This is a genomic window from Streptomyces sp. NPDC012935, assembly GCF_042900345.1.
Lineage (GTDB): Bacteria > Actinomycetota > Actinomycetes > Streptomycetales > Streptomycetaceae > Streptomyces.
This window is the reverse complement of the sequence record NZ_JBIBBC010000004.1, coordinates 384,717-409,050: the sequence shown is the minus strand read 5'-3', so window position 1 is coordinate 409,050 and position 24,334 is coordinate 384,717. Positions and strand designations below refer to the sequence as shown.

Here is a 24,334-nt window from a genome sequence, read left to right as displayed (position 1 = left end):
CGCCGGGTAAGTACCGCACCCGGCGAGCCTCTTCGTGTTTCTTCCTGTTCTGCGTCGGACAGAGCCCGTCGGCTCAGCCCTCCTGCGACCGCCGAGGCCGCCGCAGTTGAGACCACCACAGCCCGGCCGCACCTGCCGCGATCAGCGTCGCGCCGGCCGCGCCGAGCGGCAGGACATCCCGGCCGAGGCCGGTCTTGGGCAGCTCGTCGGCGCCCGGTGCGACCGGCTTGTTGTCGGTGCCGAGCAGCAGCGGGGTGGCCGGAGCGTCCGGTGACGGGTTCGTCGTACCGAACGGCACCGGGCCCTGCTGCCAGTACGTCTTCTTGCCGTCACCGGTCTGGACGGGGAGGCAGATCTTGCCCTCCTTGCCGAGGTCGTACGTCGCGTCCACGGCATACGACTTCGACTCACCGGCGGGAAGATTGTCGACGGGACAGGCGAAACCGCTGTTCGAGCCCTCCGGAAGACTGTTTTTCTCGATCGCCGAGCAGCCCTCGACATTCTTGACCGTCAGGCCGTCGAACCCGACGACCAAAAGCTGGATCTTTCCGCTGTCCTTGGTCCCTTCGTTCTTGACGGTGGCAGTGATCTCGGTCTCCTGCGAACTGTTGTTCACCGAGATTTTCTCGGGCAGTTCGGTGGTGAGCTTCACCCCCGCCGGTGCCTCGTCGATGACCTTTCCCCCCTTGCTGCTCCCGGGTCCCTGGTCATCCGCACTGGCAGTGAAGGAAAGGATCATCACTGCCGAGAAAGATGTCGCGACCAGCGATCCCGCGATGGCCGTCGTGCGACGAGAACTCATGTTCGTCCCCCTTGCCTGCGCCTGAATTCGCAGTACTTGAAGAGGTACCACAAGATTTCTCCGCACTATGCTGGTACGGCCTGAAGTGTGACCATTGTGTTTCAATGGCGAATGTCTGATGCGGCATCGAGGGGGGTGCAGTGGATTGCCGGGGAATATGGGAAATACGAGGAGCGGTGGGGTTCCAGGTTTACTGGTGACGGGGCGCTATCGACTGGTCGAGAGTATTGGCCAGGGGGGAATGGGGCGCGTGTGGCGAGCGGTCGACGAAATACTTGATCGTCTGGTCGCCGTCAAGGAAATGCGCATCGACGGCCTCGACCCGGAGGACACACGCACACGCCGTGAACGCACCCTGCGTGAGGCGAGGGCGACGGCAAGGATCGACCACCCCAACGTCGTACGGGTCTACGACGTGGTCGACGAGGGCGAACGCCTGTGGATCGTCATGGAGTTGGTGTCCGGCCGCTCCCTGGAACGCATCATGGCGGAGGAGGGCCCGCTGGGCCCCTGCGAGACGGCCCGGATCGGCATCGGCCTGCTCGCGGCTCTGCGCCAGGTCCACGACCGAGGGGTGCTCCACCGTGACATCAAGCCGGGCAACGTCCTGGTGGAGACGGAGGTGGCGCGCGGGCGGGGCCGCGTGGTCCTGACGGACTTCGGCATCGCGGCGATCCAGGACGCCAAGGCGCTCACCATGGTCGGCATGCTGGTCGGTTCGCCCGACTACATGGCCCCCGAGCGCATCTCCGGCCGCCCCCAGGGCCCACCGTCCGACATCTGGTCCCTGGGCGCCACCCTGTGCGCGGCCCTCGCCGGCCGCTCCCCCTTCTCCCGCGACACGACCCTCGCGACCCTGCACGCGGTCCTGTACGAAGAGCCCGAACTCCCGCCCACGGCAGGCCCCTTGCGCGCCGTCCTCGCCGCCCTCCTGGACAAGGATCCGGCCCTCCGCCCCGGCCTTGACGCCCTGGAAACGGCCCTGGAGCCGGTGGCGTTCCCAGCGCCTACGCCGACCATGCCGGTGGTGGGCCCCACGCCGGCCACGGCTGCGCCGGGGGGCGGGGAGCCCGAGACCATGGCGGGCCCGGGGCGGTCGAGCGCGGCGGCTGCAGCCGGCCCCGGCGGGTCGCACGCGGTGGCTCCCGCCGACACCGGGCGGTTCGAGCCGGAGACTGCCTCCGGCCCCGGGGGGTCGGGGGCGGGGGTTGCTCCTGGCTCCGCTCGGTCGGGCGCGGGGGCTGCTCCTGGCTCAGGTCGGTCGGGCGCGGGGGCTGATCCTGGCCCCGAGGGGTCGAGTGCGGAGACGGCGCCTGGCCCCGGGCGATCGCGCGCGGGGGCTGCCGCCGACGCCAGGGGGGCGTACGCGGAGATTGCCGCCGGCCCCGGGGGGCCGGGCGCGGGGGCTGCTCCTGGCCCCGGGCGATCGCGCGCGGGGGCCGCCGCCGACGCCGGGGGGTCGTACGCGGAGATTGCCGCCGACGCCGGGGAGTCGGACGCGGAGGCTGCTGGCGACGCCCGGCGGGCTGACGCGGAGAGCGCGGCCGGTCCGGGGGCGTTGGGCGCGGGGGCTGCCACCGGCTCTGCGGTGTCGGGCGAGGGGACCGCCGGTCCCACACCCGGTGCGGCACCCGAACCGGCGCCGCCGAGCACGTTCGTGCCGAAAGCCGGCCCGGCTGTCGGCAAAGAGCCCGGACCGGCGTCCGGCCCCCAGCGGGACGCGGCGCATGGGCCAGAAGCAGGACATCGCTCTGGCCTCGTGCAGGGCTCTGATTCCGTACGTGACTCCGAGTTTGTAAGGGGCCCTGCCCCTGAACGTGGCCCTGATTCCGTGCGGGACTCTGATCCTGGACACGGTTCCGACTCCGCACGTGGCGCTGATGCCCTACGTGGCTCTGATCCCTCACGGGTCCACGACTCCGTACACGGCGCTGATCCCCCACGCAGCTCCGGATCCGTACCAGGCCCCGCCCCCGCGCGAAGCCCCGCCCCCGGACATCACAGCGGACCCGAACCCATACCCCCTGCCCGCCCCGAGCCCGAACGGGGCGCTGCCCCAGACCCCGGGGCCGCCACGCCCGACCACCCGGCATCGGCATCGGCGACCCCCCACCTCCCCTGGAACCCGGGGCCACCAGGGGAATCGCCCACCCCCGCCTACCTGGAGGCCCCCCGCGTCCCGGCGCCGCCCGATCCCCGGCAGCCGGACGACGTACGCGACGCGATACCGCCGCCGAACCCCACATCCACCCCCACATCCATCCCCGCACCCACCCCCACGCCCGCCCCAATCCCAACTCCGGCCCCAACCCCAACCCCAACCGCACGCGTTCCCGCCACACCCGACGCCGAGATGCCCGCGCCCGAAGCGGCCACCTCTGCTCCCTCCACCGCCGCCCAGCCCCCCGCGACGGAGCCCCCTCGCGCTCCGAACGCCTCCACCGAGCTCGCCTCCCAGGGGAGTTCAGAGGTGCGCTCACCCACCCCGGCCGGTGATTCCGGCAGCGCCGCCCCCCGCCGCAACGGCATCTCCCTGGTGCGCTCGGAAGCGGTGACCGAGCAGCGGCCGGCGCCGGGGAACGGGCACGGCGGTACCGGGCCCTACAGCGCGGGGCCTCCCGCCCCTCCCGCCATGCCACCCGGCGAACTCCCCGGCCCCGCGGTCCCGGCCGAACGCCGACGTGGGCGGCATCGCCGTACGACTCTCGTCGCCGCCGTCGCGAGCGTCGCCGCCGGCGCCGTCGTAGCGGGCGTCCTGCTGGCCAACTCCGGTTCGCCCGAGGACGACAAGGCGAGCTCCTCCCCGTCGCCGCTCTCCTCTGCCGCGTCGTCCCCGGGCACCGGCCCGTCGTCCACGGTGGAGGGCACGTCGAGGCCGCAGAGCCTGCCGCCCGGCTCGCGCCGTGAGGCGGGCGGGTTCGCGTGGGTGCCGCCCGAGGGCTGGCAGCGGGACGTCAAGACCGGGTCGGAGGTGCACTACACCTCGCCGGACGCCAAACAGGAACTCGCCGCCAAGTCGTCCCTGGCCCGTGACGACCTGATGGACTCCTGGCAGAAGTCGGAGCAGAACGCCCAACAGGGCCGGGACTACCGCAAGATCCGCCTCGAGCGGACGACGTTCCGCGGATACCCGGCGGTGGTCTGGGAGTACACCTTCACCCTCAACGATCTCCCTTGGCACGCCCGCCTGCTGGGCTTCACGGTCGACGGGAAGTCGTACCAGATCAACACCTGGTACCAGCCGGACATGGAAGAGCAGGCACTGAAGACCTACGAGAAGGTGAGGGACAGCTTCACCGTGCTGTGAGCACGAAAGCCGAGGGGCCCTCGAAACGCGCAAGCGTCCCGGGGGCCCCTCGATCTCGTTCTCAGCCCGATACTTAGCCCTGGGCCGAGAGGTGGGCGAAGATCAGCCGGTCTTGACCTCGTCGCGCGGCACATCCGACGCGGCCGCGGCCTCGACACCCGCCGCCGGGCGGTGTCCGCCGCGGACCTTCTGCTTGATGAAGGCGACGGCCAGTACGAGCGCGGCCACCAGCAGCGACAGCAGAACGGTCTTGCGGCCGTCGTGCTCGGTGTCCGTGAGCATGTAGCCGAGGACGAACACGATCAGTGCGGCCGTGGCCCAGGTCAGATAGGGGTACAGCCACATCTTCACGACCAGCTTCTCCGGCGCCTCGGCCTTGATGATCTTCCGCATGCGCAGCTGCGAGAAGCAGATCACCAGCCAGACGAACAGGGCGACCGCACCGGAGGAGTTGACCAGGAAGAGGAAGACGGAGTCCGGGAACTTGTAGTTGAAGAACACCGCCACGAACCCGAAGACGACGGAGACGAGGATCGCCGTGCGCGGCACGCCCTTGCCGGTCGTGCGGGCGAAGGACTTCGGCGCGTCACCGCGCTGGCCGAGGGAGAAGGCCATGCGGGAGGCGGTGTAGAGGCCGGAGTTGAGACAGGACAGCACCGAGGTCAGCACGATGAAGTTCATGATCTGACCGGCGTGCGGGATACCGAGGGAGTTGAGCGCGGCGACGTACGAGCCGTCGTCGGCGATGGACTTGCTGTCCCAGGGCAGCAGGGCCACGACGACGAAGATCGAGCCGAGGTAGAAGACGGCGACACGCCAGATGATGCTGTTGGTGGCCTTGGTGACGGCCTGCTGCGGGTTCTCGGACTCACCGGCGGCGAGGGTGGCAATCTCGCTGCCCATGAAGGAGAAGACGACGAGCAGCACACCGGTGAGGATGGCACCGGGCCCGTTCGGCAGGAATCCGCCGTGCTCGGTGAGGTTGCTCAGCCCGGCTTGCTCGCTGTCGACGCCGGGCAGCAGCCCGAACACGGCCAGCCCGCCGATGACGATGAACGCGGCGATGGCGACGACCTTGATCCCGGCGAACCAGAACTCGAACTCGCCGTACGACCCGACGGAGACCAGGTTGGTGGCGGTCAGCACCAGCATCACGATCAGGGCCCAGGCCCACTGCGGGACGGACGGGATCCAGCCCTCCAGGATCACCGCACCGGCGGTCGCCTCGACCGCCAGCACGACCACCCAGAAGAACCAGTACAGCCAGCCGATGGAGAAGCCGGCCCAGCTGCCCAGCGCGCGGTCGGCGTGGGCGGAGAACGATCCGGAGGTCGGGTTCGCCGCGGACATCTCACCGAGCATCCGCATCACCAGCACCACGAGCGTGCCGACGAGGGCGTACGAGAGAAGGATGCCGGGGCCCGCGGTGGCGATACCGGAGCTGGACCCTACGAAGAGCCCGGCGCCGATGACACCGCCGATGGCGATCATGGACAGATGGCGGTTCTTGAGCCCGGCCTGTAGGCCGTGGCCGCCTGCGGCCGGTTCGGCCGGTCCGGCCGTTTTCTGCGTCGGCTGCGAAGTCATGGAACGGATTTCCTTTGCGCCGTGGTGAGCGGTTCTCGTACTAGCGGGGTGCATGAGGCGTACGAGTCGGACCAGTGAATCGGAGGAGAACGGATTCGGGAACCTTTGATTTGGGATTGTTACTTGAGGTTTCCTTGAGCTTCCATGGCCTGCGTCACAATTAACGCGATTGACACCCGGCGCTGCTGCCCCGTATCAGCCGTGTCACACTCGTTCCATGCGCGTGTATCTCGGCTCCGACCATGCGGGCTTCGAACTCAAGAACCACCTCGTCGACTGGCTCAAGGCGGCCGGCCACGACCCGGTGGACTGCGGCCCCCACATCTACGACGCCCAGGACGACTACCCGCCCTTCTGCCTCCGCGCGGCGGAGCAGACGGCCGCGGACCCCGACGCCCTCGGCATCGTGATCGGCGGTTCGGGCAACGGCGAGCAGATCGCCGCCAACAAGGTCAAGGGCGTCCGCGCGGCACTGGCCTGGAGCGAGGAGACGGCCTCCCTCGGCCGCCAGCACAACAACGCGAACGTCGTCGCCGTGGGCGCACGCATGCACACCCAGGACGAGGCGACGAAGTTCGTCGAGACCTTCCTCAACACCCCGTACTCGGGCGAGGACCGCCACACCCGCCGCATCGAAATGCTCGCCGCCTACGAAACGACAGGCGACCTTCCCCCGATCCCGCCGCACCACCCGCAGCAGTAGGGCCACGGGGCTCCGCTTCTCGACGCCGGTCCAGGCACCTCAGCCTGCCCGGCGTTCGAGGACGAGGCACCACTGTTCCGACGCCGGTCCAGGCACCTCAGCCTGCCCGGCGTTCGAGGACGAGGCGCCACTGTTCCGACGCCGGTCCAGGCATCCCAGCCCGCCCGGCGTTCGAGAGGGCGACACTGTGCCATCCCTAGCCCCCACCCACCCGCTGGGGGCTGCCCCTCGTCGCGCCGGCCGAGGCATCCCAGCCGGTCCGGCGTTCGAGGGGGCGACGCTGTGTCATCCCTAGCCCCCGCCCACCCGCTGGGGGCGGCGCCTCGTCGCGCCGGCCGAGGCATCCCGGCCGGTCCGGCGTTCGAGGGGGCGACGCTGTGTCATCCCTAGCCCCCGCCCACCCGCTGGGGGCGGCGCCTCGTCGCGCCGGTCCAGGTGATCCAGCCCGTCCGGCGTTTGAGGACGAGGCCGTTCAGGCCGACAGCGGGGGTCTGGGGGCGGCAGCCCCCAGGAACCGGGGTCGAAGGGGCAGCGCCCCTGGAGGACGGGAAGGGTAGGGGCGGCGGGGGCGAAAATCCCCGCTGCACCGCCGGCACGTACCCCCACACCAAGAAGGAGCCACCGTGCCCGAGGGCCACACCATCCACCGTCTGGCCCAGGACTACGCCACCGCGTTCCTCGGCACCACCCCCCACGTCACCAGCCCCCAGGGCAAGTTCTCAGACGCCGCAGCCCTCCTCGACCGCGCAGAACTCACGCACACCGAGGCCCACGGCAAACACCTCTTCCTCGCCTTCCGCGATACCGACTGGATCCACATCCACCTCGGCCTCTTCGGCAAGGTCAACTTCGGCGACGCCCCCGCACCCCCACCCACGGACACCGTCCGCCTGCGCCTCGCCGGCACCACCGCGTACGTCGACCTCCGCGGCCCCACCACCTGCGCCCTGATCACGCCCACGGAGAAGCAGGCGATACACGACCGCCTGGGCCCGGACCCCCTCCGCGCCGACGCGAACCCGCACACCGCCTACAGCAGAATCTCCCGCAGCCGTACGACCATCGCCGCCCTGCTCATGGACCAGAAGGTCATCGCAGGCGTCGGCAACGTCTACCGCGCCGAGGTCCTCTTCAGGCACCGCATCGACCCGTACCGCACGGGCAAGGACATCACCCCCGCACAGTGGGACGCGATCTGGACGGACCTCGTCGACCTCATGCGCGAGGGCGTCCGCAACAACCGCATCGACACCGTCCGCCCCGAGCACACCCCGGAGGCGATGGGCCGCCCGCCCCGTGTCGACGACCACGGCGGCGAGGTCTACGTCTACCGCCGGGCCAACCTGCCCTGCCACATCTGCGGTGGCGAGATCCGCACCGCCGACCTGGCCGCCCGCAACCTCTTCTGGTGCCCGAACTGCCAGACGCCGTAAGCAATCCCATAGCCGAATCGAGTTACCAGCCGACCCGGCGTCAGAACCCGTGCGGCAACCACGGAGCCACCGTGGAAGCGAACCCCACGGACGCCTCCGCCAACGCCCCCTGCCGCACCTCCCGCACGCGCCCGGCGGCACCCAGTGCCCCCAGGCTCACGCCGCCGAGATAGGCAGCCCCCAACTCCTGTACGGACAGGGCGAGATCGGCGGCGTCGGTCGTACGCTCGCACGACGCGCCCTTGGCATCCCCCATCAGCCGCCAACGCCCCGTGTTCCAGGGACAGAAGGCGTCCTCGACCTCGAACACGACGTCCACCGGCGCCTGATACGTCCTCGCCGCCAGTGCGGCCCCGACATCCACCAGCCGTACGTGCAGGGCGTCCTTCACCCGTACCACGCACCGCCGGATGTCCGAGACCTGGTGCTGCCACGCCTCGTCCACCGGCCGCGACCACACCTTCACCTTGGATGTCAGGTCGATGCCGAACAGGAACCGCCACAGCGCGGCCTCCGCGGCCGGAGTCAGCGCCTGAAGGTCCCGCAGGTGCACGGCACCACACGGCCCGTTGCCGTCCCATTCCGGCTTGACGCGGAAACGGGCGTACCCGACGACCTCGCCGTCCTGCTCCGCCAGCACACACTGCAGCGGCGACGCTCCCTCCCGGTCGCTCTCCGGGTCGAGCAGCCCGAGCCGCTCCCAGCCGGGCAGCCGCGCGAGCATCCCCGGCCGAACGGGCACCTTGCGCGCGTACACCGCCTCACACACGTCGAGGACGTCGGCCGGTACGGCGTAGCGCAGGCGTACGTCGTCGGTGCCGGGCGGCACGGACAGCCGCACGCGCGCGGTGTCGATCTCGGCGCTCACCTGGTAGGTGCCGATGCCGTAGCCGAACCGGCCGTAGATCTCCGGCTCGGAGGCGGTCAGTACCGCCAGCGGCCAGCCCCAGTCGCGTACGTCGTCCAGCTGCCGGCGCATCATCGACGTGAGCACGCCGCGCCTGCGGTGCGTGGCGGCGACGCTGACCATCGTGACCCCGGCGGCGGGCACGGCGGCTCCGCCGGGCACCGTGAGCCGGAAGCTGAACGCGCCGGCCGTCCCCACGCACGCGTCCCCGTCCCAGACGCCGAGGGAACGGTCGACCTCGGTGAGGGCGTCCCACAACTCCCGCTCCTCGGCCGCCTCCGGTACTCCGCTGAAGGCGCGGATCAGGCTGTCGTACCAGATGCCCCATTCGTCCTGCCGTAGCATCCGCAGCTCAGGGCCGGCGGGGTACGGACGGCCGCTGTCGCTCGCACTGTCTTTCGCCATGAAACATGCCTACCAGGGCATTGCAGGACGAGCGAGGGAATTTCTCGTTGGCGGCGGCAAGGCGGCTTTCCGTGAAGTTCACTGTGAAGTCGAACCTCGGACGGGGGACAAGTGGGACCTCCCGTGCCAAGCAGCTGGTCCGATGGATAGGGTCCCGAACTAATGGCAGCAGGACGAGAGCGGCGCACGGTGGCCGAGACGTTCACGGCCCGGTTGAAGATGCAGTGGCACCGGGCCCGCGTCGGCGTGCGCAGAAGTGCCGTGGACTACTTCCGCGGAGACGGCTCCGACTGGATCGCGCTGGCCGGCCTGCTGCTGACGGTTCCGCTGATCTGCGCCGTGACGATGGCCAACCCGGTGTGGTTCTCGCCAGCGGCACTGGTGCTCCCCATCGTCGCGGGCGGACTGCTGCTGCGCCCGGCGAGCCTGCTGGGCCTGTACGCGGCGGCGGCGACCGCGCTGATCGTGGAGTCGGTGCAGCTCGGGCCGTACACGGAGGGCCCGTCCCGGGTGACCCCTGGCGTGGTCCTGGTCGTGGCGGCGTGCGGCTTCTTCGGCCTGCTCATCGCACAGTTCCGCAGCCGCGTGGGCGTGCCCTGGCGGCGCGGCGGCACGATGCTCTTCGACCTGCGCGAACGCATCCGCGTCCAGAGCAAGCTGCCGCAGCTGCCGCACGGTTGGCATCGCGAGATGGCCCTGCGCCCCGCGGGCGGCCAGTCCTTCTCGGGTGACTTCGTGGTGGCGGCCCGCACGAACGGCGGCCGCACCCTGGAGGTCGTCCTGACGGACGTCTCGGGCAAAGGCATGGACGCGGCCTCCCGAGCCCTCCTCCTCTCAGGAGCCTTCGGCGGCCTGCTCGGCAGCCTGCCCCCACACGCGTTCCTCCCGGCGGCCAACGGCTATCTGCTCCGCCAGGACTGGGACGAGGGCTTCGCCACGTCGATCCACCTGGTCCTGGACCTGGACTCGGGCGACTACGAGCTCTATTCCGCGGGCCACCCGCCGGGCCTCCAGCTGAGCGCGGGCAGCGGCCGCTGGGAGGAGAAGGCCGCCGAGGGGCCCCTCCTCGGCGTGTACGACGGCGCCCAGTTCGACCCCGTGAAGGGCTCCCTCCGCCCTGGGGACGTACTGATGCTCTTCACGGACGGCCTCGTCGAGACATCGGACCGCGACATCGTCGAGGGCATCGACCGTCTCACCGGCGAGGCCGACCGCTACGTGGCCGGCGGCTTCCACGGCGCGGCGTGGCACCTGATCGAGGCGGTGGCGAAGGACGTCAACGACGACCGAGCCCTGCTGCTGCTCTGCCGAGAGGGCCCTACGGCCCAGACAGCACCCCGCTGAGCAGCTGGGGGGCTGCGCCTCGTCGCGCCGGCCCAGGTGATCCAGCCCGTCCGGCGTTTGAGGACGAGGCCGTTCAGGCCGAAGCGGGGGTCTGGGGGCGGCAGCCCCCAGGAACCGGGGTCGAAGGGGCGGAGCATCTGAAGGACGGGAAGGACAGGGGCGGCGGGGGCGAGACACTGGACGCGTGACCGAGACCTCCCGAACCCCGCTGTCCCTGACCGCCGTAGAGGACATCGCCCGAACCGCCCACGCGTCCCAGACCGACAAGGCCGGACGCCCCTACACCGAGCACCTCGCAGCCGTAGCGGAAGGCGTCCGCACACACGGCGGCGACGACGACCAGATCGCCGCAGCCTGGCTCCACGACGCCGTGGAGGACGACGCCCTGTCCGACCAGTGGCTGGCACAGGCCCCACTGAGCCCCCGCACCAAGGCCATCGTGCTGGCGCTCACCAAGCGCCCCGGAGAACCCCCCGAGACGTATGCCGCCCGCATCCTGGAAACCCCGGGCGCCCTGCTCGTGAAGCAGGCGGACCTGGCCCACAACGCCGACCCGAACCGCCTCGCCACCCTCGACGAACCCACCCGCAAACGACTGACCGAGAAGTACGCACGGATGCGCGCACTTCTCGGTCTGAAAGCCGACTGATGTCCCACGGCGAAGCACCGATGGCCCCGGTCGGGCGTCGACTCAGGCGTTGACCTTCTCGCGGGTGGCGGATCCTTCCCGCTTCTCCCGCTCCCGGGCCAACTCCGCGGCGTCCCGCTTGAACGCCCACTCCATCTTCGGCTCCATCGCGAACCGGAACATCCGCTGCACGGGCGCGGTGCACAGCAGCGTCACGCCGACGGCCGCGAGCACGGTGACGAAGATCTCGCCGAGCGGTCGCTGCAGCCAGGCGTGCTCGAACCAGCCCTGGTAGTCACCGGCCTTCACCACGAAGCCGTGCAGCAGATAGCCGTACAGCGTGCCCGCGCCGAGCGCCGTGAACCACATCTGCCGGCGCGGCACCCACGCGAAGAAGCAGGCCGTCAGCAGCAGCGAGCAGCCGAACATCGCCAGCACCATGACCGGCCCGCTCCACCACGGCGCGTCCAGCTCCTGCGCGGCGTCCCGGTGGTAGAACCACGCGGTGTTCATCCGCGGCACCGCCCACCAGGCGAAGGCCAGCGCGACCGCGCCCACCGGCACGGACAGGATCCGCACCGTGCGCGTGCGCACCATGTGGAAGTGCTCGGACTTCATGCACAGGCCCAGCACGAAGTACGGCAGGAACTGCAGAACCCGCTGCAGATCCAGGTCGTCGCCGATCTCCGGGGTGACGGTCCCGGCCATGGCGAGGCCGAGCGCGATCGGCAGCGGCCAGCGCACCATCTTCCAGATGGGGGTGGTCATCCGCCAGATGAACAGCGCACACAGGAACCACGTCAGGTACCACGGGTCCAGCAGGCTGATGTCCTGGCTGGGGTCGTCGTCGATCCAGCGCTTGAAGAGCGGGTACGCCGTCTCGAAGATGATGTACGGCACGGCGACACCGGTGATCAGCCGCTTCAGCCGGTTGGGGCTCGCGTCGAAACTGCGCGAGAAGAAGCCGGAGATGATGATGAACGCCGGCATGTGGAAGGTGTACACGACGGTGTACACGGCCTCCAGGATGCGGCTGTCGCCCTTGATCGGCTCCCAGGCGTGGCCTATGGCGACGAGAACGATCGCCAGGTACTTGGCGTTGTCGAAGAACGCGTCGCGCTGCTGGGCACCGCCGGACGCGGGTCTGTTGTCCGCCTGAGCCTTCTTGCTCTGCGGCGAGCGCGGACTCGGCACTCCGTCCGCCGACGACTCTGCCGGGGGGAGTGGCGCTCTGTGGTGGCCGTGCGGTCGCAGCGAGTTGTTCACAGACCCTCCCACCGGAAGCCGGGGGAGTCGATCCAGGCCCTCGCTGCGCATGCGGGGGACGAGGCAGCATGGAACATCTGAGGCACCCTAGCGTTGCCTATGGGATTTCGTAAAACCTGCGAGGTCGTTCACGGTTATTGCGTTCGAACTCGCGTGTACAACGAACGTGCACCTGGCAGACACCTGTTGGACATCCGCCTTGTCCGGATTCATCCCGACTAAAAGGTGCATATGCTCAGGAGCCGACTCCGATGGAATGATCAACTCACCCACAATTCGAATTGCCGACGAACACGTTGTGTGCCGTTGGAAACGAACCCGTCGAATTCTCTCCGCCGGTGTTCCCCCGAATTGCTGTACGGGCGCAACGCGAGAGGTGACCGCGTCCGGCGCACCCGCACAGATCCGGCACAGGTGTGGCGAACGAAACGTCACGTGCCGCATAGCGGGGCCCGGTTGGTGGCACGATGGTTCTGGCGGGGGTGCGCGGGGTTGCATCCCCGGGCCGGGAGAGCGGACCGACCGAGGGTGTGATCTGTTGTGGCCATTTCGCTGTCAGTGGTGTTGCTGTTGGCGATCATCTTGGTGGTGCTGATCCGTGGCGGATCCCTGAAGGCCGGCCCCGCCGTCGTCGCCGTGCTGTTCGGCTTCTTCCTGGCCTCGACAGGCATGGCCGACGACATCCAGCGGTTCCTCAACTCGATAGCGGAGACCATCAACTCGATCCAGTTCTAGGGTCCGTCGGGCGGCTCCGGGGCCCGCGGGGCGGCCCGGAAGAGTACGGATACCCGCGTTCGAGATCGTCGAACGGCAAGGAACGGGGGGACGTACGGGGTGGCGCTGCGCGAGACGGACCCGGCGGAGGTGGGGGGCTACCGGATCGAGGGCCGTCTCGGCTCAGGCAGCATGGGGGGTGGCCTACCCGGCCCATTCCGCCTCCGGCCGCCACCTCACCCGCAAGGTCGTGCACGCGCAGTACGCCGACGACGAGTTCCGCACTCTCGGCTTCCCTCAAGCGGGGAGACCCCCACCGCCGCGAGGTGCCGCCGCCCGTCAGCTCAGCGGCGCCTTCACCGCTCCCGCCGTGGACCCGGACGCCGACGCGCCCCGCCCCTGGACGACCACCCTCCATAGCCCGGGCGAGAACCTCGGCACCCACATCCGCCGCCATGACCCTCTGCCGCTGCCCGAGTTGGTCGTCGACGACACCCAGAACTCGACGACGTTCCGCCCGACTTGCGCCACTTTGTTCATGTTCGCCTGGAAGGCGCCCCAAGTTCCGCCCTGCCCCGGGCGAGTTACTGAGGCTGCTGCGCGACGGCCGCATCCCGGAGCCGAGGCAGAACTCACCCGTACGCCCCCAGGCGCCGCAGGCGCTTGTCGTCGTCGGCCCTCGCGCGGGGCGCCGCGCTCCTCGCCGCCGTCACCGCCACCACCGTCGCCGTCACGGATGACGACTCCGCTCCGGCCGACGTGCCGGCCGGCTGGCAGACCTGGCACAGGAAGCCGAAGCGGTAGGGGAGCAGTACGCCCCGCTCGACGTCGACGACGGCAAGGTCCGCTGGAGGGCGCACGCAACCCGACCCGAATGATCGGATGTCCCCCGCAGCGCCGCCGGAGATGGGTACGTACGACACCCCGGTCGGGGCGTGGCCCGCCTCGATCCGGCCACCGGCCGCTCCCGCTGGACTGTGCCGGTCAAGGGGGAGCAGGACATCGTCGGCCAGTGTGACGGTCGCCTAATCCTGCTCGGCGCGGGCGGCACGCACCGCACTCTGACCTCGCGGCAGGCCCCGTAGCGCTTGACGGATGAACGTCCGGCTCCCTCAGGCCGCTGCGTGCGCCCCCCTGTCGTACTGGTGGGGGCGAGAAGCCTCGGGCTGGGAGCCGTCTCCTCCTGGAATGCTTCAGGGCGCCGATACGAATGCTCTGCTGATGGTGTGCATCGGCTACCAGCACGCAAAGGACTGATCGGAACCCGCGTAAACGATCAGGGCCAGGTCGGGGACTAACCCTCTGACCTGGCCCTGAGCCGTACAGAGCGGGCGACGGGAATCGAACCCGCGTAGCTAGTTTGGAAGATCGCGTACGCGCACCCCGCCTGACCCGCCGAGTTGATGACCTGGAGGTTCTCGGGCCGTTCGCCGGGACTCGACGTTGTTCCCCGTCTGCTGCTCCCTTGCCGGGCACGTAGGGGGCACGGTGTCACTCGTAGAACCGCGCGGCGCTGAGGGCTCGTGCCATGAACGCCCAGTCGCCCTCAGGTGGGAGCTCCTGGCCGTGGTTCGCGTACCAACCTGGGGCATCGGCCACCCACGCTTCCAGGGCCTCCAGGAAGCTGTCCAGCGTCCGGTTCTCCCACTGGTCGCCGCTCGCTTCATAGTCCTGCCGAAGGCGCCTCAGAAAGCCGCTCAGGGCCTCGCGGTCCGCAAGACGCTCGTTAGGTACCAGTGGGAGGGGTGCGCGCTCGTCTCCCCAGTCATCGAGCCTGAGCCTGACTTGGAAGTTGTGCTCTGCATGATCGACGACGCTCCCACTGATCGCGAACCCCAGTGGGGGAGGGACTGTTCCAGGCGGTGAACGAAAGATCTCTGCTAGCCCCACTGCGTCCGGCACTCCGTCGATCTCTACGAACACGCCGAAGGGCTGTCGGCCGATGACCTTGCCGGATACGGGGGTGCCCACTGGCAGCGCGGTCACGGTTGCTGACCAGGCACGTCGTATGTCCTCGGGCGTCGGATCACCCACGCCGTTTGGCCACGTGTACTCCGTCATGCGCGGCATCCTCCGGCGATCGTGTACTTGAAATCTGTGGCCTCATCCTTATCAGGTCGATCATGGGGATGCGACAACGTCGGTCAACCGGCGCTGCGCTTGGGGCGATCGTCCACTGAGATCCGATGCCGACCGTCGCTGTTCGCGCTTGTTGGTGTCAGCCGCTGGTGTCAGGGAGCCATGGCCCCCTTGACGACCTCCAATCGGCACCCCTGCGGCCAACGACTCGGACCACTCCGCATCGGCCCGGCCGGTGAGGATCGCATCCCTGCGGCTCCCGACGAGAGCGGCGCATCTGAGTATCCGTGCTCATGTGCAACGCCTGCCACAACAGCATGCTGAGTGACATGCCATTAACAGACTGTCACCCGAAAACGGATCGGTGGTCGGTATGAGGCACGGGAGCGAACCGTCGATTGGCCCGCAGATCGGTGTCAGCGTGGCGCTACTCGTCATTGACCTGATGATCATCGCTTGGTTGGTGTTCATCCGTTACGGGATGACGGGCTGGGCCGACAGCTACGACAGCAACAATCCGCCCAGTGCACCGAAGGAAGCGTTGCGGGGAATGTGGCTCCTGGTCGGCGGAGCAGTCGTCACAGGTGGTGGCCTCCTTGCTCTGCGATGGCGTATTCCGGGCATCGTGCAGCTAGTTGTCCTCGGACTCGGAGCAGTGCTGCTCGTCTCATTAGCCGCCCGTAAGTAGCGCACGTCGGCCCAACCACCTCAACCACCACTCACCCCAGCTCCCATCCCGTCCGCCGTCGACCCACACACCGTGGAGCGGGCGTGGTTCATGGCGTCCAGGTGGAGCGCGCCACTGTACGAACGACCTGGACGCCATGGGCCGCGTCTGCTCGGCTCTGCCTGGGTCGATGGCGGACGGGATGGGAGCACCCCGCGCACGCCACTACGGGCCCGCGGTCGGGAACGGCGCCCCCTCCATCCCGGTGCCGGCCGATCCCCCGCCGGAGGCATCGTCTTGACCGTGGGCCGCTCTGTGCGGTGATCGACTCATGGCCTCCGGCCCTATCCACATGTGGGCGCGCGTCGGCGGCGGCAGCGCCGAGCGGGCCGAAGGCAGGAGCGCGGGCGCAGCCAGAGCCGGGAAGCGCGCCCGGCGGAGCGGAGCGCAGCCGGGGCTTGATGAGGTAGAGAAACCTGTAACAGGTCTGGCTCCCGGGCCGAAGATCAGTTGCCCACCAGTGGCGTCGGCTTGCGGCCGTCATGCGTCCGGATGGGCGGCGCCTCGTCGCGCAAGGCGTCCGTGATGTGCTTCGCGGAGGCCGCGCTCATCGCCGCTCCTCCTTCGTCCCGGCAGGGCCATGCAACAGCGGCATCAGGCGGAGTGCTGGTCCGTGGCGAGAAGTCGGCTGGTGAAGCCCTCACGGCAGAGCCGCCCGTAAGCCTCGATCACGTCATCCGGTACGGGCTGACTGATCATGAATCCCTGTTCCGGGTAGATCAGCAGTCGCTGAAGCGCCCCCACCAGCATGTCGATGACCAAGCGGGCGTCCTGGATGGAGTCGGCGTACTCCTCCAACGTCATCGGGGTGGATGCACTGACGATCTCGACTTCAGGCCACAGCTTGCGAGCCGTGGCGTATGCGCGCCTCTCCTCGTACGGCTTACTGATGAGGAGCACGGAGGAGACCTCCACGTGAGCTTCCTCAAGCACGGCCCTGGAAAAGCGGATGTTCTCGCCGGTATTGCGGGCGTTGGGTTCTACGAGCACAGCTGAGCCAGGGACACCGAGTTCGATGGCTCGTTCGCGGTAGTGGACAGCTTCCCCCCGCGGCATGCGTTCCCGCGTCGTCGGGCTGGTGGCTCCCGTGAAAAGAAGCAGGGGAGCCAGGCCGCGCTTGTACAGGTCTACTGCCGTATCAGCTACACCCAGGTCATGGCTGCCCAGCCCGATCGCAACCGAGCACGGCCGTGGGACATGGCCCATCTGGTGGTAGTCCCACAAGCGCCGTGCGTCGGCCCATGCCTGCGTGGAGATCATTGCTACCCTTTCTCGCCCTTTGCCGAGTCCGGCACCTTGAAGTCGTACTCCCAGGCGAAGCGCGAAGCCGCGTGCACACCAATGGCGAACTCGACCACTGTGCCAGAGGCCGTGAACGTCGTCCGATGCAACTCGACGACCGGTTCGCCCGGCGGCAGCTGCAAGAGCTTCACTTCGTCGGGCGTGGGCGCCCTCGCGAAAAGCTCCTCCTTCATGTGGTCGATCTCGTATCCCGCGTCGTACAGCACCCGGAAACCACCGCCGCGACCGGCCGGCCCCGGCGTCGGGTCCACTAGTCGTGTCCCTTCGACATGTTCGGGCCGGTAGTAGCTGGTGAGCGTGTGGGTCGGCTGGTCACCTTCCTTCACCAGCCGTGCTCGCGCGTACACCTCTGCCCCTTCAGGCAGTCCGTGCGCCGCTGCGACCGTTGGCGGTGCTTCCACGCGACTGACCGTCTGGGTCTGATCGTTCCGCCGGTAGCTGCGCCCGGACGCAACGCGGTCCGCGATGAAGGCCACCTCGTCGCCGTCACGCCACTTGGCCTTGTCGTACCTGGCAATGCCGAGCCTCTTGAGCGGGACTCGCTGCCGCACGACGGTGCCGTGGCCACGAGATGAGGTCACCAGGCCCTCGGCCTCAAGAGCCTTGTAGGCCTGGTGGACGGTGGACTTGGAGCCCTCGCCCGCTGCAACTAGCTCCCTGATCTGCGGAAGCTGCTGGCCTGGCGCGTACTCACCCCTCTTGATCTGTTCAGCCAGCTTGTCCGCCAGCTCTCGCCACTTGGGCGTCATCTCTCGACTCCTCTCGACAAGGCAAGTCAAGCACAGTCCCAGGACTGTTGACAGTCCCAGGACTGCATGCCACAGTCTTCCTAAGTCGCTCGCAGTCCTAGGACAGCGGGCAGGAGGGGCCCTCTTTGGGCTGCTCCAACGCATCGACTCAGGGAGTGCTTCATGCCGTCCTTCAAGATCGACACTTCGACCGCTGTGGTGTTCGTGGCGACCGCGCCGGAACCGAAGATGGTCAACAAGAAGACCGGTGAGCGGGCCGTGGACCGGGAGACCAACGCGGGTCTCTCGACCGTGGGTCTGCTGGTCTCGGACGAGGGGGAGGGGAACCTCTACCAGGTGACCGTGCCGGAGACCGGTCTCCCCGAGGGTCTGGCGCCGGGTATGCCGGTCAAGGTCATCGGGCTGAAGGCTCGTGACTGGGAGAACGAGTTCAACGGTCAGAAGCGGCACGGGATCTCGTTCCGTGCGGTCGCGGTCACCCCGGCGGCCTGATCATGGCCGACCTGACGATGTGGCTGGAGGCCACGGGAGCTCTGGCTGGTGCCGGTGGCCTCGGCTACGCGAAGGGGCGTGCGCCGCGCGTGTACTGGTCGCTGGTCGGGATGCCGGTCACGTGGGGTCGATTCACCCTCTCGTACCGCTCCACGATGGACGTGTGCGGGCTCACGGTGCAGCCGTCGGGCCTGCGGGCGTTCATGACCCGCAGCGTCGCTCGCCGTGAGGTTCAGCCGGTCCCGCCGAAGATCCGCCGGGTACGCGGTACGTCGACGGGGCTGCGGGTGACCCTGCGGCTTCCCGCTGGCCTGGAGCCTGCCGACGTGATCGCTTCCTCGGAGCGGCTCCGGCACGCCTGGGGTGTCCACTCGGTGACCGTGGCGGAGACGAAGCCTGGTTTCGTCGAACTGCGGATGACCGGCTATGACGTGCTGCGCCAGGTGCGGATGCCCCGCAAGGCCCGCCCGCACGGCCTGGCCGTTCCGGTCGCGGTGCGGGAGGACGGAACCGCGTTCGAGCGTGACTACCGCAAGGCGCCGATGGCGCTCACCCTGGGCGCCAATCACTCCGGCAAGTCGATGTATCAGCGCAACCTGATCAAGGGGCTGGCGCAACTGCCGGTGGCCCTGGGCGGGGTCGACTGCAAGCGCGGGGTGGAACAGTCCGCGTTCGCGCCCCGCCTGTCGGCGCTGGTCACCAATCCCGACGATGCCGCTTCACTGCTCGGTGTCCTGGTCGCGGAGATGGAAGCCCGCTTCGACCTGCTGAGCGGTCACGGCGTCTCGGACATGTGGGAATTGCCTGTCGAGGTGCGGCCGGTGCCGGTCGTCGTCCTGGTCGACGAGGTGGCGGAGCTGTTCCTGATCTCCTCCAGGAAGGATGAGGAGCGTCGGGAACGGATCGTTACCGCGTTGATCCGGCTGGCTCAGATGGCCCGTGCGATCGGCATCTACCTGGAGATCTGCGGGCAGCGCTTCGGCTCCGATCTGGGCAAGGGCGCCACCATGCTCCGTGCTCAGCTCACCGGCCGCGTGGTGCACCGCGTCAACGACAAGCAGACCGCCGAAATGGGCCTGGCGGACGTGGCCCCGGACGCGGTCCCGGCCGCCAGCATGATCCCGATGAACCGTCCCGGAACCGCTGTCGCGGCTGACTCCTCCGGCGGCTGGTCGAAGATCCGCACCCCGAACACCTCGCGGGACGAAGTGGTCGCGGTCTGCCGGGAGTTCGCCCACCTGGTCCCGGATCTGCCGTTCCTCGACCCGTTCCGCCCTCACGTTCCCGCTCCGGCGACGCCGGCCAGTCCGTCGCTGGTCAAGCCCCGCCCGGTCACCGAGTAATGCCCTCTCCGCCTCGGGCGGTCGGCGATGCTCCCCGGCCCGCCCTTGGCCCGACTCCCTTGAAGGGAGGTGCCCCACATGTCTCGCTCAATCCGCCCGGACGCCGTACTCGTACAGGCCGTCATCGCCGGTGCGCTGTCCTTCGCCCACCTGCACGACCTTGCCGCCGCTGCCGGACAGTCCGGCTGGAAAGCCTGGGCTTATCCGGTCTCGGTCGACCTGCTGTTGGTCGCTGCCTGGCGTCGGCTGCGCACGGCCCGCCGCGACCGGTCCGCTTGGACCTGGTTCGTGATCGCGCTGGCCGCATCCCTCGGCGCGAACATCGCGACCGCCGGTCTCCTCGACCTGGCCGACGTGTCCGCCTGGCTGTGCATCCTCGTGGCTGGCTGGCCCGCCCTGGCCTTCCTCGGCGGAACCCTCCTGGTCCACTCGCCCGCTGAGCCGCCCGCTTCTGCACCGCCCGCGGACGAACCGTCGGCGCCGGAAGTCGAGATGCACCGCCGCACCGACGAACCCGGTCCCGAACACGCTCCGGCTGCGCCCGTGCCGGAACTGACCCCGGCTCCGCCGCAGCCCGCGCCCGCCGTCCCCGCTGTTCCGGTCGCGCTGCTCGATCACGCCCGGAAGATCGCCGACGCACACCGGGCTTCTACCGGGTCCCCGATGCCAGCTGACGCTCTGTCGGCCCGGCTCCAACTGCCCGCCCCGATGGCCGACGCCATCGCCGCCGAACTCCAGCTCACCTGACCGGAAGGGAGATACCGCTCGTGACCGCCTACCGCCGCTTCCGCAACGTGATCCGCATCGGACCCGTGCAGGTCGCCACCGCCTACGACGGCCGTGGCCGCGACAAGCACACCGCCGCCTGCACCGCCCCCGGCTGTGGCTTCGCCGCCGACTACGACACGCGCGCCGGCGCCGAGCTCGCCGCCCGCACCCACCGCTGCAAGGCCTAGAAGGGACAGCCCGCCATGGACGTACCGCTCTGGCTCGCCCTGCTCGTCGTGGGATGGCTCGGCGTCAAGCTCGCCCGCCCGCCGTGGTGGCTGGTCGCCGTGCTCCTGGTCGGTGGCTACCTCGTCGCCGGAAGCTTCCTCGCCCCCGCCCTCGGCTCCGTCCTCAAGTAGAAGGGAACCGCCTCGTGTTCACGCCGAAGTACCCGCCTCAGGACACCGCCCCGCCCGCCACGGCCACCGCCCCGGCCGTCTACACCCCGGTGCCGCTCCAGCCGACGGCACCGGCCCCGGCCCCGGTCGCCCCGGCCTCGAACCGGCCGACGGTCCAGCTCACCCCCGGCAGCGCTCTCGCCCTCGCCGCTGGCGGCGGTGCCGTGGTCCTCGTCGTCGGCGCGGTCGTGGTCTCGCTCCTGCTGGCGGTCGCCATCACCGGCGTCTCCGTCGCTGTGGTCGCGGTCGTCCTGCGCCTGCTCATCAAGGACCTGCACAAGCACTGAACGGCCCCGGGGCGGCTCTCTCGCCAAAGACCGCCGCCCCGGCGCCTGCACCCCTTCCAGACCCATCGGACCCGAAAGGGAAGCCTCATGATGCCCCAGCACGCCCCGAACACGCGCGTCTGCCGCGACTGCGACGGCTTCGCCACCGCCGCCATCACCACCGGCACCCGCCACACCGACGGCACCCGCGCCACCCTCCGCGTCACCTGCCTGACCTGCAAGGGCACCGGCCACACGGTCCCCGCCTCCGCGCTCGCCAAGACCGGGCGGTGACGACCGCGTGACCGACACCGCCACCCTGGCGGGCCTGGACCCGGCCACCCTCGCCGACGTGCTGAGGCTGGCCGGGTCTTCGGACCTCGACCGCATCCAAGAACAGATCCGCCGCACCGGCGGCTGCTCCGACCCGATCCACCTGCAAGGCACCACCGTCACCCGCGACGCGGCCACCGGCCACGTCCTGCACTCCTACTCGACCGACACCGAGCCCGGCGGCCGCCTCCGGATCGCTTGCGGCAACCGCCGCGCCTCGCGCTGCCCGTCCTGCGCCTGGACCTACGCAGGCGACACCTACCACCTCATCCGCGCAGGCCTCACCGGCGATCCCGACAAAGGCACCCCGCACACCATCCGAGATCGCCCCCGAGTCTTCGCCACCCTCACCGCACCCTCCTTCGGCCCCGTCCACAACCGCCCCGGCAACCGCCCCTGCCGCTGCGGCACCCGCCACGGCGAGGACGCACCCGAACTCGGCACCCCGCTCGACCCCGAGGCGTACGACTACGCGGGCGCCGTGCTGTGGAACAACCACGCCTCCGACCTGTGGCGGTACTTCACGATCTACCTCCGCCGCGAGATCGCCCGCCGCGCCGGACTCACGCAGAAGGCCGCCCGCGAACAGTCCCGCGTCGCGTTCGGCAAGGTCGCTGAGTACCAGAAGCGCGGAGCCGTCCACTTCCACGCCGTGATCCGCTTCGACGGGCCGGAAGGGCCGGACTCCCCGCCCCCGGCCTGGGCCACGCTGGATCTCCTCACGGACGCGATCCAGGCCGCAGCCGCCCGCGTGGCCGTCGACGTGCCCCCGGCCTCGTATCGGCCAGACCCTGACCAACCGGCCATCACCCAACCGGCCCGCACACTGCGCTGGGGCACCCAGCTCGACGTGCAGCCGATCGGCGCCTTCGGCCAGGGCGAGGAGATCACCGAAGCCGCAGTCGCCTCCTACGTCGCCAAGTACGCCACCAAGGCCGCCGAGACCACCGGCACCGTAGACCGCCGCATCGGCAACAAAGAAGCCCTCGCCCTGCTCGGCGTGCCCGACCACCCTGCCCGGCTCATCGCCGCCTGCCTCGACCTGCACGCCCTCTACCCGGACCGGAAGCTACGGGACTGGGCTCACATGCTCGGCTTCCGCGGCCACTTCTCCACCAAGTCCCGCCGCTACTCCACCACCCTCAGCGCCCTCCGCCAGACCCGCGCCGACTACCGCGCCGCCCAACAACGCAAAGCCCTCGGCCTGCCCGACCCCGACGACGAAGAGGCCACCACACTCACCCTCGCCCACTGGACGTACGCCGGACACGGCCACACCCCCGGCGAATCCTGGCTCGCCGCCAACATCCGCCGCGACATACAACACAACCGCGAAACCGCACGTGAGGCGCTTGCCGATCTGCGTCAGGAAGGAGAGCACGACCATGAATGAGCGGTACCTCAGCGTCGACCAGGTCGCCGAAGTCCTCGGTACGACCGCGCGCTTCCCCCGGCGCCTGATCGAAGAGCGTCGCATCGTGTACGTGAAGGTCGGCCGTCACGTCCGCATCCCCGAGAGCGCCGTGCGCGAGTACATCGCTGCCAACACGGTGCAGCCGCGTCGGCGTGGGCACACCCTTCGGGGGGTGGCTGCCTGATGGCAGGGAAGCGCCGGCACTTTGGCCGCGTCCGCAAGCTCCCGTCCGGCCGCTACCAGGCTCGCTACCTCGGTCCTGACGGACAGCTCAGGCCTGCCCCCGAGACGTTCCGCACCAAGACGGACGCGGACGATTGGCTTGCCGACAAGCAGACCGAGTTGCGGCGTGGCGACTGGCACGACCCGGACGCCGGGAAGGTGTCGTTCGGCCCGTACGCCGCCTCCTGGATCACGGAGCGCGAGCTGACCTCGACCACGCGGCAGCTCTACGGCTCGCTTCTGCGGCACCACCTTGAGCCCGCCTTCGGCGCCGTCAACGTCGCGGAGATTTCACCCCCGCTCGTGCGACGCTGGCGTGCCGAAAAGCTCGCGTCCGGCACCGGCCCGACCACCGTGGCCAAGGCTTACGCCTTGCTCCGCGCGATCATGGGCACGGCGGTCGCCGACCAGATGATCAGGCGCAACCCCTGCACGATCAAGGGTGCCAGCACCGTGCACACCCCTGAACGGCCTACCGCCACCGTGCAGGAGGTCTACGACCTGGCCGACGTGATCCAGCCGCGTTACCGGGCGCTCGTGCTCATGGCGGGGTTCCTCGGCTTGCGCTGGGGCGAACTGATCGGCTTGCACCGCCGGGATGTCGATCTCGATCACGGCACCGTGCGCGTCCGGCGCGCCGTCGCGGAGCTGAACAACGGGCAGCGCCAGATCAAGGCACCCAAGAGCGCGGCCGGCAAGCGCACGGTGTCTATCCCGGCCGCGATCATCCCGGACATCCGCGAGCACCTGAACCGGTACGCCGAACAGGGTGCGGACGGTCGGGTGTTCATCGGGTCCAAGGGTGCGACCCCGCGTCGGAACCACTTCAACCGGCTGTGGCACAAGGCCTGCGACGGCGCTGGGATCAAGAGCCTGCACTTCCATGATCTTCGGCACACGGGCAACACCCTCGCCGCGTCGACGGGTGCCAGTACGCGTGAGCTGATGTCGCGCATGGGCCACAGCACGGCCCGTGCCGCGCTGATCTACCAGCACGCCAGCGCCGACCGTGACCGGCTAATCGCCGACGCACTGAGCGGCCTCGTCGACAAGGCGCGCAAGAAGGCCCGCAAGGCGAAGAAGAAGCAAGATCGAAAGCCCAAGGGGCACGCGGGGGACACGGCGGGCTGATCGGAGCCCCCGAA

Annotated in this window: 25 protein-coding genes; 17 read left to right on the top strand and 8 right to left on the bottom strand. The window is 69.5% G+C overall.

What is annotated here, in order from left to right; translation table 11 throughout:
- Nucleotides 1–73 precede the first annotated feature (73 nt).
- Complete coding sequence (locus tag ACFY5C_RS13655; RefSeq protein WP_389443997.1) at nt 74–802, bottom strand: hypothetical protein; 729 nt, start codon at nt 800–802, stop codon at nt 74–76.
- A gap of 250 nt (nt 803–1,052) precedes the next feature.
- On the opposite strand from ACFY5C_RS13655, the gene ACFY5C_RS13650 reads away from it, so the two are divergent.
- Complete coding sequence (locus tag ACFY5C_RS13650; protein WP_389443995.1) at nt 1,053–4,109, top strand: protein kinase; 3,057 nt, start codon at nt 1,053–1,055, stop codon at nt 4,107–4,109.
- Between the two features lie 102 nt (nt 4,110–4,211).
- Here the strand turns inward: ACFY5C_RS13650 and ACFY5C_RS13645 are convergent, their stop codons facing one another.
- The gene (locus tag ACFY5C_RS13645; protein WP_389443993.1) at nt 4,212–5,696 is read right to left on the bottom strand and encodes an amino acid permease; all 1,485 of its coding nucleotides are present in this window, start codon (nt 5,694–5,696) and stop codon (nt 4,212–4,214) included.
- A gap of 217 nt (nt 5,697–5,913) precedes the next feature.
- Here ACFY5C_RS13645 and ACFY5C_RS13640 point away from each other — a divergent pair, with 217 nt between their 5' ends.
- Both ACFY5C_RS13640 and ACFY5C_RS13635 read left to right on the top strand, forming a co-directional pair.
- Nucleotides 5,914–6,399: a ribose-5-phosphate isomerase gene (locus tag ACFY5C_RS13640; RefSeq protein ID WP_389443991.1), complete on the top strand. Its 486-nt coding sequence runs from the start codon at nt 5,914–5,916 to the stop codon at nt 6,397–6,399.
- A 623-nt stretch (nt 6,400–7,022) separates the two neighbouring features.
- Nucleotides 7,023–7,832, top strand: a complete 810-nt coding sequence (locus tag ACFY5C_RS13635) for an Fpg/Nei family DNA glycosylase (RefSeq protein WP_389443989.1) — start codon at nt 7,023–7,025, stop codon at nt 7,830–7,832.
- 40 nt (nt 7,833–7,872) lie between these two features.
- Here the strand turns inward: ACFY5C_RS13635 and ACFY5C_RS13630 are convergent, their stop codons facing one another.
- Nucleotides 7,873–9,084 carry a GNAT family N-acetyltransferase gene (locus ACFY5C_RS13630; protein WP_389444145.1) on the bottom strand — a complete coding sequence of 404 codons (1,212 nt, stop codon included), beginning with the start codon at nt 9,082–9,084 and terminating at the stop codon, nt 7,873–7,875.
- Nucleotides 9,085–9,306: 222 nt separating this feature from the next.
- Between ACFY5C_RS13630 and ACFY5C_RS13625 the strand changes: the two genes are divergently transcribed.
- Together ACFY5C_RS13625 and ACFY5C_RS13620 are read left to right on the top strand one after the other, a co-directional pair.
- Complete coding sequence (locus ACFY5C_RS13625) at nt 9,307–10,488, top strand: PP2C family protein-serine/threonine phosphatase (protein ID WP_389443987.1); 1,182 nt, start codon at nt 9,307–9,309, stop codon at nt 10,486–10,488.
- 184 nt (nt 10,489–10,672) lie between these two features.
- Entirely contained in the window at nt 10,673–11,137 is a 465-nt protein-coding gene (locus ACFY5C_RS13620; RefSeq protein WP_389443986.1) for an HD domain-containing protein, read from the top strand.
- Nucleotides 11,138–11,179: 42 nt separating this feature from the next.
- Here the strand turns inward: ACFY5C_RS13620 and ACFY5C_RS13615 are convergent, their stop codons facing one another.
- Nucleotides 11,180–12,310 carry an acyltransferase family protein gene (locus ACFY5C_RS13615; RefSeq protein WP_389443984.1) on the bottom strand — a complete coding sequence of 377 codons (1,131 nt, stop codon included), beginning with the start codon at nt 12,308–12,310 and terminating at the stop codon, nt 11,180–11,182.
- 612 nt (nt 12,311–12,922) lie between these two features.
- Between ACFY5C_RS13615 and ACFY5C_RS13610 the strand changes: the two genes are divergently transcribed.
- Nucleotides 12,923–13,117 carry a hypothetical protein gene (locus ACFY5C_RS13610; protein ID WP_030044846.1) on the top strand — a complete coding sequence of 65 codons (195 nt, stop codon included), beginning with the start codon at nt 12,923–12,925 and terminating at the stop codon, nt 13,115–13,117.
- A gap of 611 nt (nt 13,118–13,728) precedes the next feature.
- On the opposite strand, the gene ACFY5C_RS13605 is transcribed toward ACFY5C_RS13610, so the two are convergent.
- A complete protein-coding gene (locus tag ACFY5C_RS13605) occupies nt 13,729–13,956 on the bottom strand; it encodes a hypothetical protein (RefSeq protein WP_389443982.1) in 228 nt (75 codons plus the stop codon).
- Between the two features lie 631 nt (nt 13,957–14,587).
- Nucleotides 14,588–15,157: a hypothetical protein gene (locus ACFY5C_RS13600; RefSeq protein ID WP_389443980.1), complete on the bottom strand. Its 570-nt coding sequence runs from the start codon at nt 15,155–15,157 to the stop codon at nt 14,588–14,590.
- 391 nt (nt 15,158–15,548) lie between these two features.
- On the opposite strand from ACFY5C_RS13600, the gene ACFY5C_RS13595 reads away from it, so the two are divergent.
- On the top strand, nt 15,549–15,863 hold the full coding sequence (locus tag ACFY5C_RS13595; protein ID WP_389443978.1) for a DUF6234 family protein: 315 nt from the start codon (nt 15,549–15,551) through the stop codon (nt 15,861–15,863).
- Between the two features lie 633 nt (nt 15,864–16,496).
- On the opposite strand, the gene ACFY5C_RS13590 is transcribed toward ACFY5C_RS13595, so the two are convergent.
- Together ACFY5C_RS13590 and ACFY5C_RS13585 are read right to left on the bottom strand one after the other, a co-directional pair.
- Complete coding sequence (locus ACFY5C_RS13590) at nt 16,497–17,162, bottom strand: YdcF family protein (protein ID WP_389443976.1); 666 nt, start codon at nt 17,160–17,162, stop codon at nt 16,497–16,499.
- 2 nt (nt 17,163–17,164) lie between these two features.
- Entirely contained in the window at nt 17,165–17,953 is a 789-nt protein-coding gene (locus tag ACFY5C_RS13585) for a GntR family transcriptional regulator (RefSeq protein WP_389443974.1), read from the bottom strand.
- Between the two features lie 162 nt (nt 17,954–18,115).
- Here ACFY5C_RS13585 and ACFY5C_RS13580 point away from each other — a divergent pair, with 162 nt between their 5' ends.
- The 10 genes from ACFY5C_RS13580 to ACFY5C_RS13535 all read left to right on the top strand — a co-directional run bounded on the left by ACFY5C_RS13580 (nt 18,116) and on the right by ACFY5C_RS13535 (nt 24,320).
- Entirely contained in the window at nt 18,116–18,445 is a 330-nt protein-coding gene (locus ACFY5C_RS13580) for a hypothetical protein (protein WP_389443972.1), read from the top strand.
- Between the two features lie 2 nt (nt 18,446–18,447).
- Nucleotides 18,448–19,788, top strand: coding sequence for an FtsK/SpoIIIE domain-containing protein (locus ACFY5C_RS13575; RefSeq protein ID WP_389443970.1), 1,341 nt, complete (start codon nt 18,448–18,450; stop codon nt 19,786–19,788).
- A 78-nt stretch (nt 19,789–19,866) separates the two neighbouring features.
- A complete protein-coding gene (locus tag ACFY5C_RS13570; protein WP_389443968.1) occupies nt 19,867–20,535 on the top strand; it encodes a DUF2637 domain-containing protein in 669 nt (222 codons plus the stop codon).
- A gap of 20 nt (nt 20,536–20,555) precedes the next feature.
- Complete coding sequence (locus tag ACFY5C_RS13565) at nt 20,556–20,744, top strand: mobile element transfer protein (RefSeq protein WP_208783122.1); 189 nt, start codon at nt 20,556–20,558, stop codon at nt 20,742–20,744.
- Nucleotides 20,745–20,759: 15 nt separating this feature from the next.
- Nucleotides 20,760–20,915 carry a hypothetical protein gene (locus tag ACFY5C_RS13560; protein WP_389443966.1) on the top strand — a complete coding sequence of 52 codons (156 nt, stop codon included), beginning with the start codon at nt 20,760–20,762 and terminating at the stop codon, nt 20,913–20,915.
- Nucleotides 20,916–20,929: 14 nt separating this feature from the next.
- Nucleotides 20,930–21,241 carry a SpdD protein gene (locus tag ACFY5C_RS13555; protein WP_389443964.1) on the top strand — a complete coding sequence of 104 codons (312 nt, stop codon included), beginning with the start codon at nt 20,930–20,932 and terminating at the stop codon, nt 21,239–21,241.
- A 90-nt stretch (nt 21,242–21,331) separates the two neighbouring features.
- The gene (locus ACFY5C_RS13550) at nt 21,332–21,514 is read left to right on the top strand and encodes a hypothetical protein (RefSeq protein ID WP_389444143.1); all 183 of its coding nucleotides are present in this window, start codon (nt 21,332–21,334) and stop codon (nt 21,512–21,514) included.
- 7 nt (nt 21,515–21,521) lie between these two features.
- On the top strand, nt 21,522–22,946 hold the full coding sequence (repSA, locus tag ACFY5C_RS13545) for a replication initiator protein RepSA (RefSeq protein WP_389443963.1): 1,425 nt from the start codon (nt 21,522–21,524) through the stop codon (nt 22,944–22,946).
- The gene (locus ACFY5C_RS13540) at nt 22,939–23,151 is read left to right on the top strand and encodes an excisionase family DNA-binding protein (RefSeq protein WP_370257912.1); all 213 of its coding nucleotides are present in this window, start codon (nt 22,939–22,941) and stop codon (nt 23,149–23,151) included. The genes repSA and ACFY5C_RS13540 overlap by 8 nt, the downstream gene beginning before the upstream one ends.
- Nucleotides 23,151–24,320: a tyrosine-type recombinase/integrase gene (locus ACFY5C_RS13535; RefSeq protein ID WP_389443961.1), complete on the top strand. Its 1,170-nt coding sequence runs from the start codon at nt 23,151–23,153 to the stop codon at nt 24,318–24,320. Before ACFY5C_RS13540 ends, ACFY5C_RS13535 begins: the two co-directional genes overlap by 1 nt.
- Nucleotides 24,321–24,334: the final 14 nt, after the last annotated feature.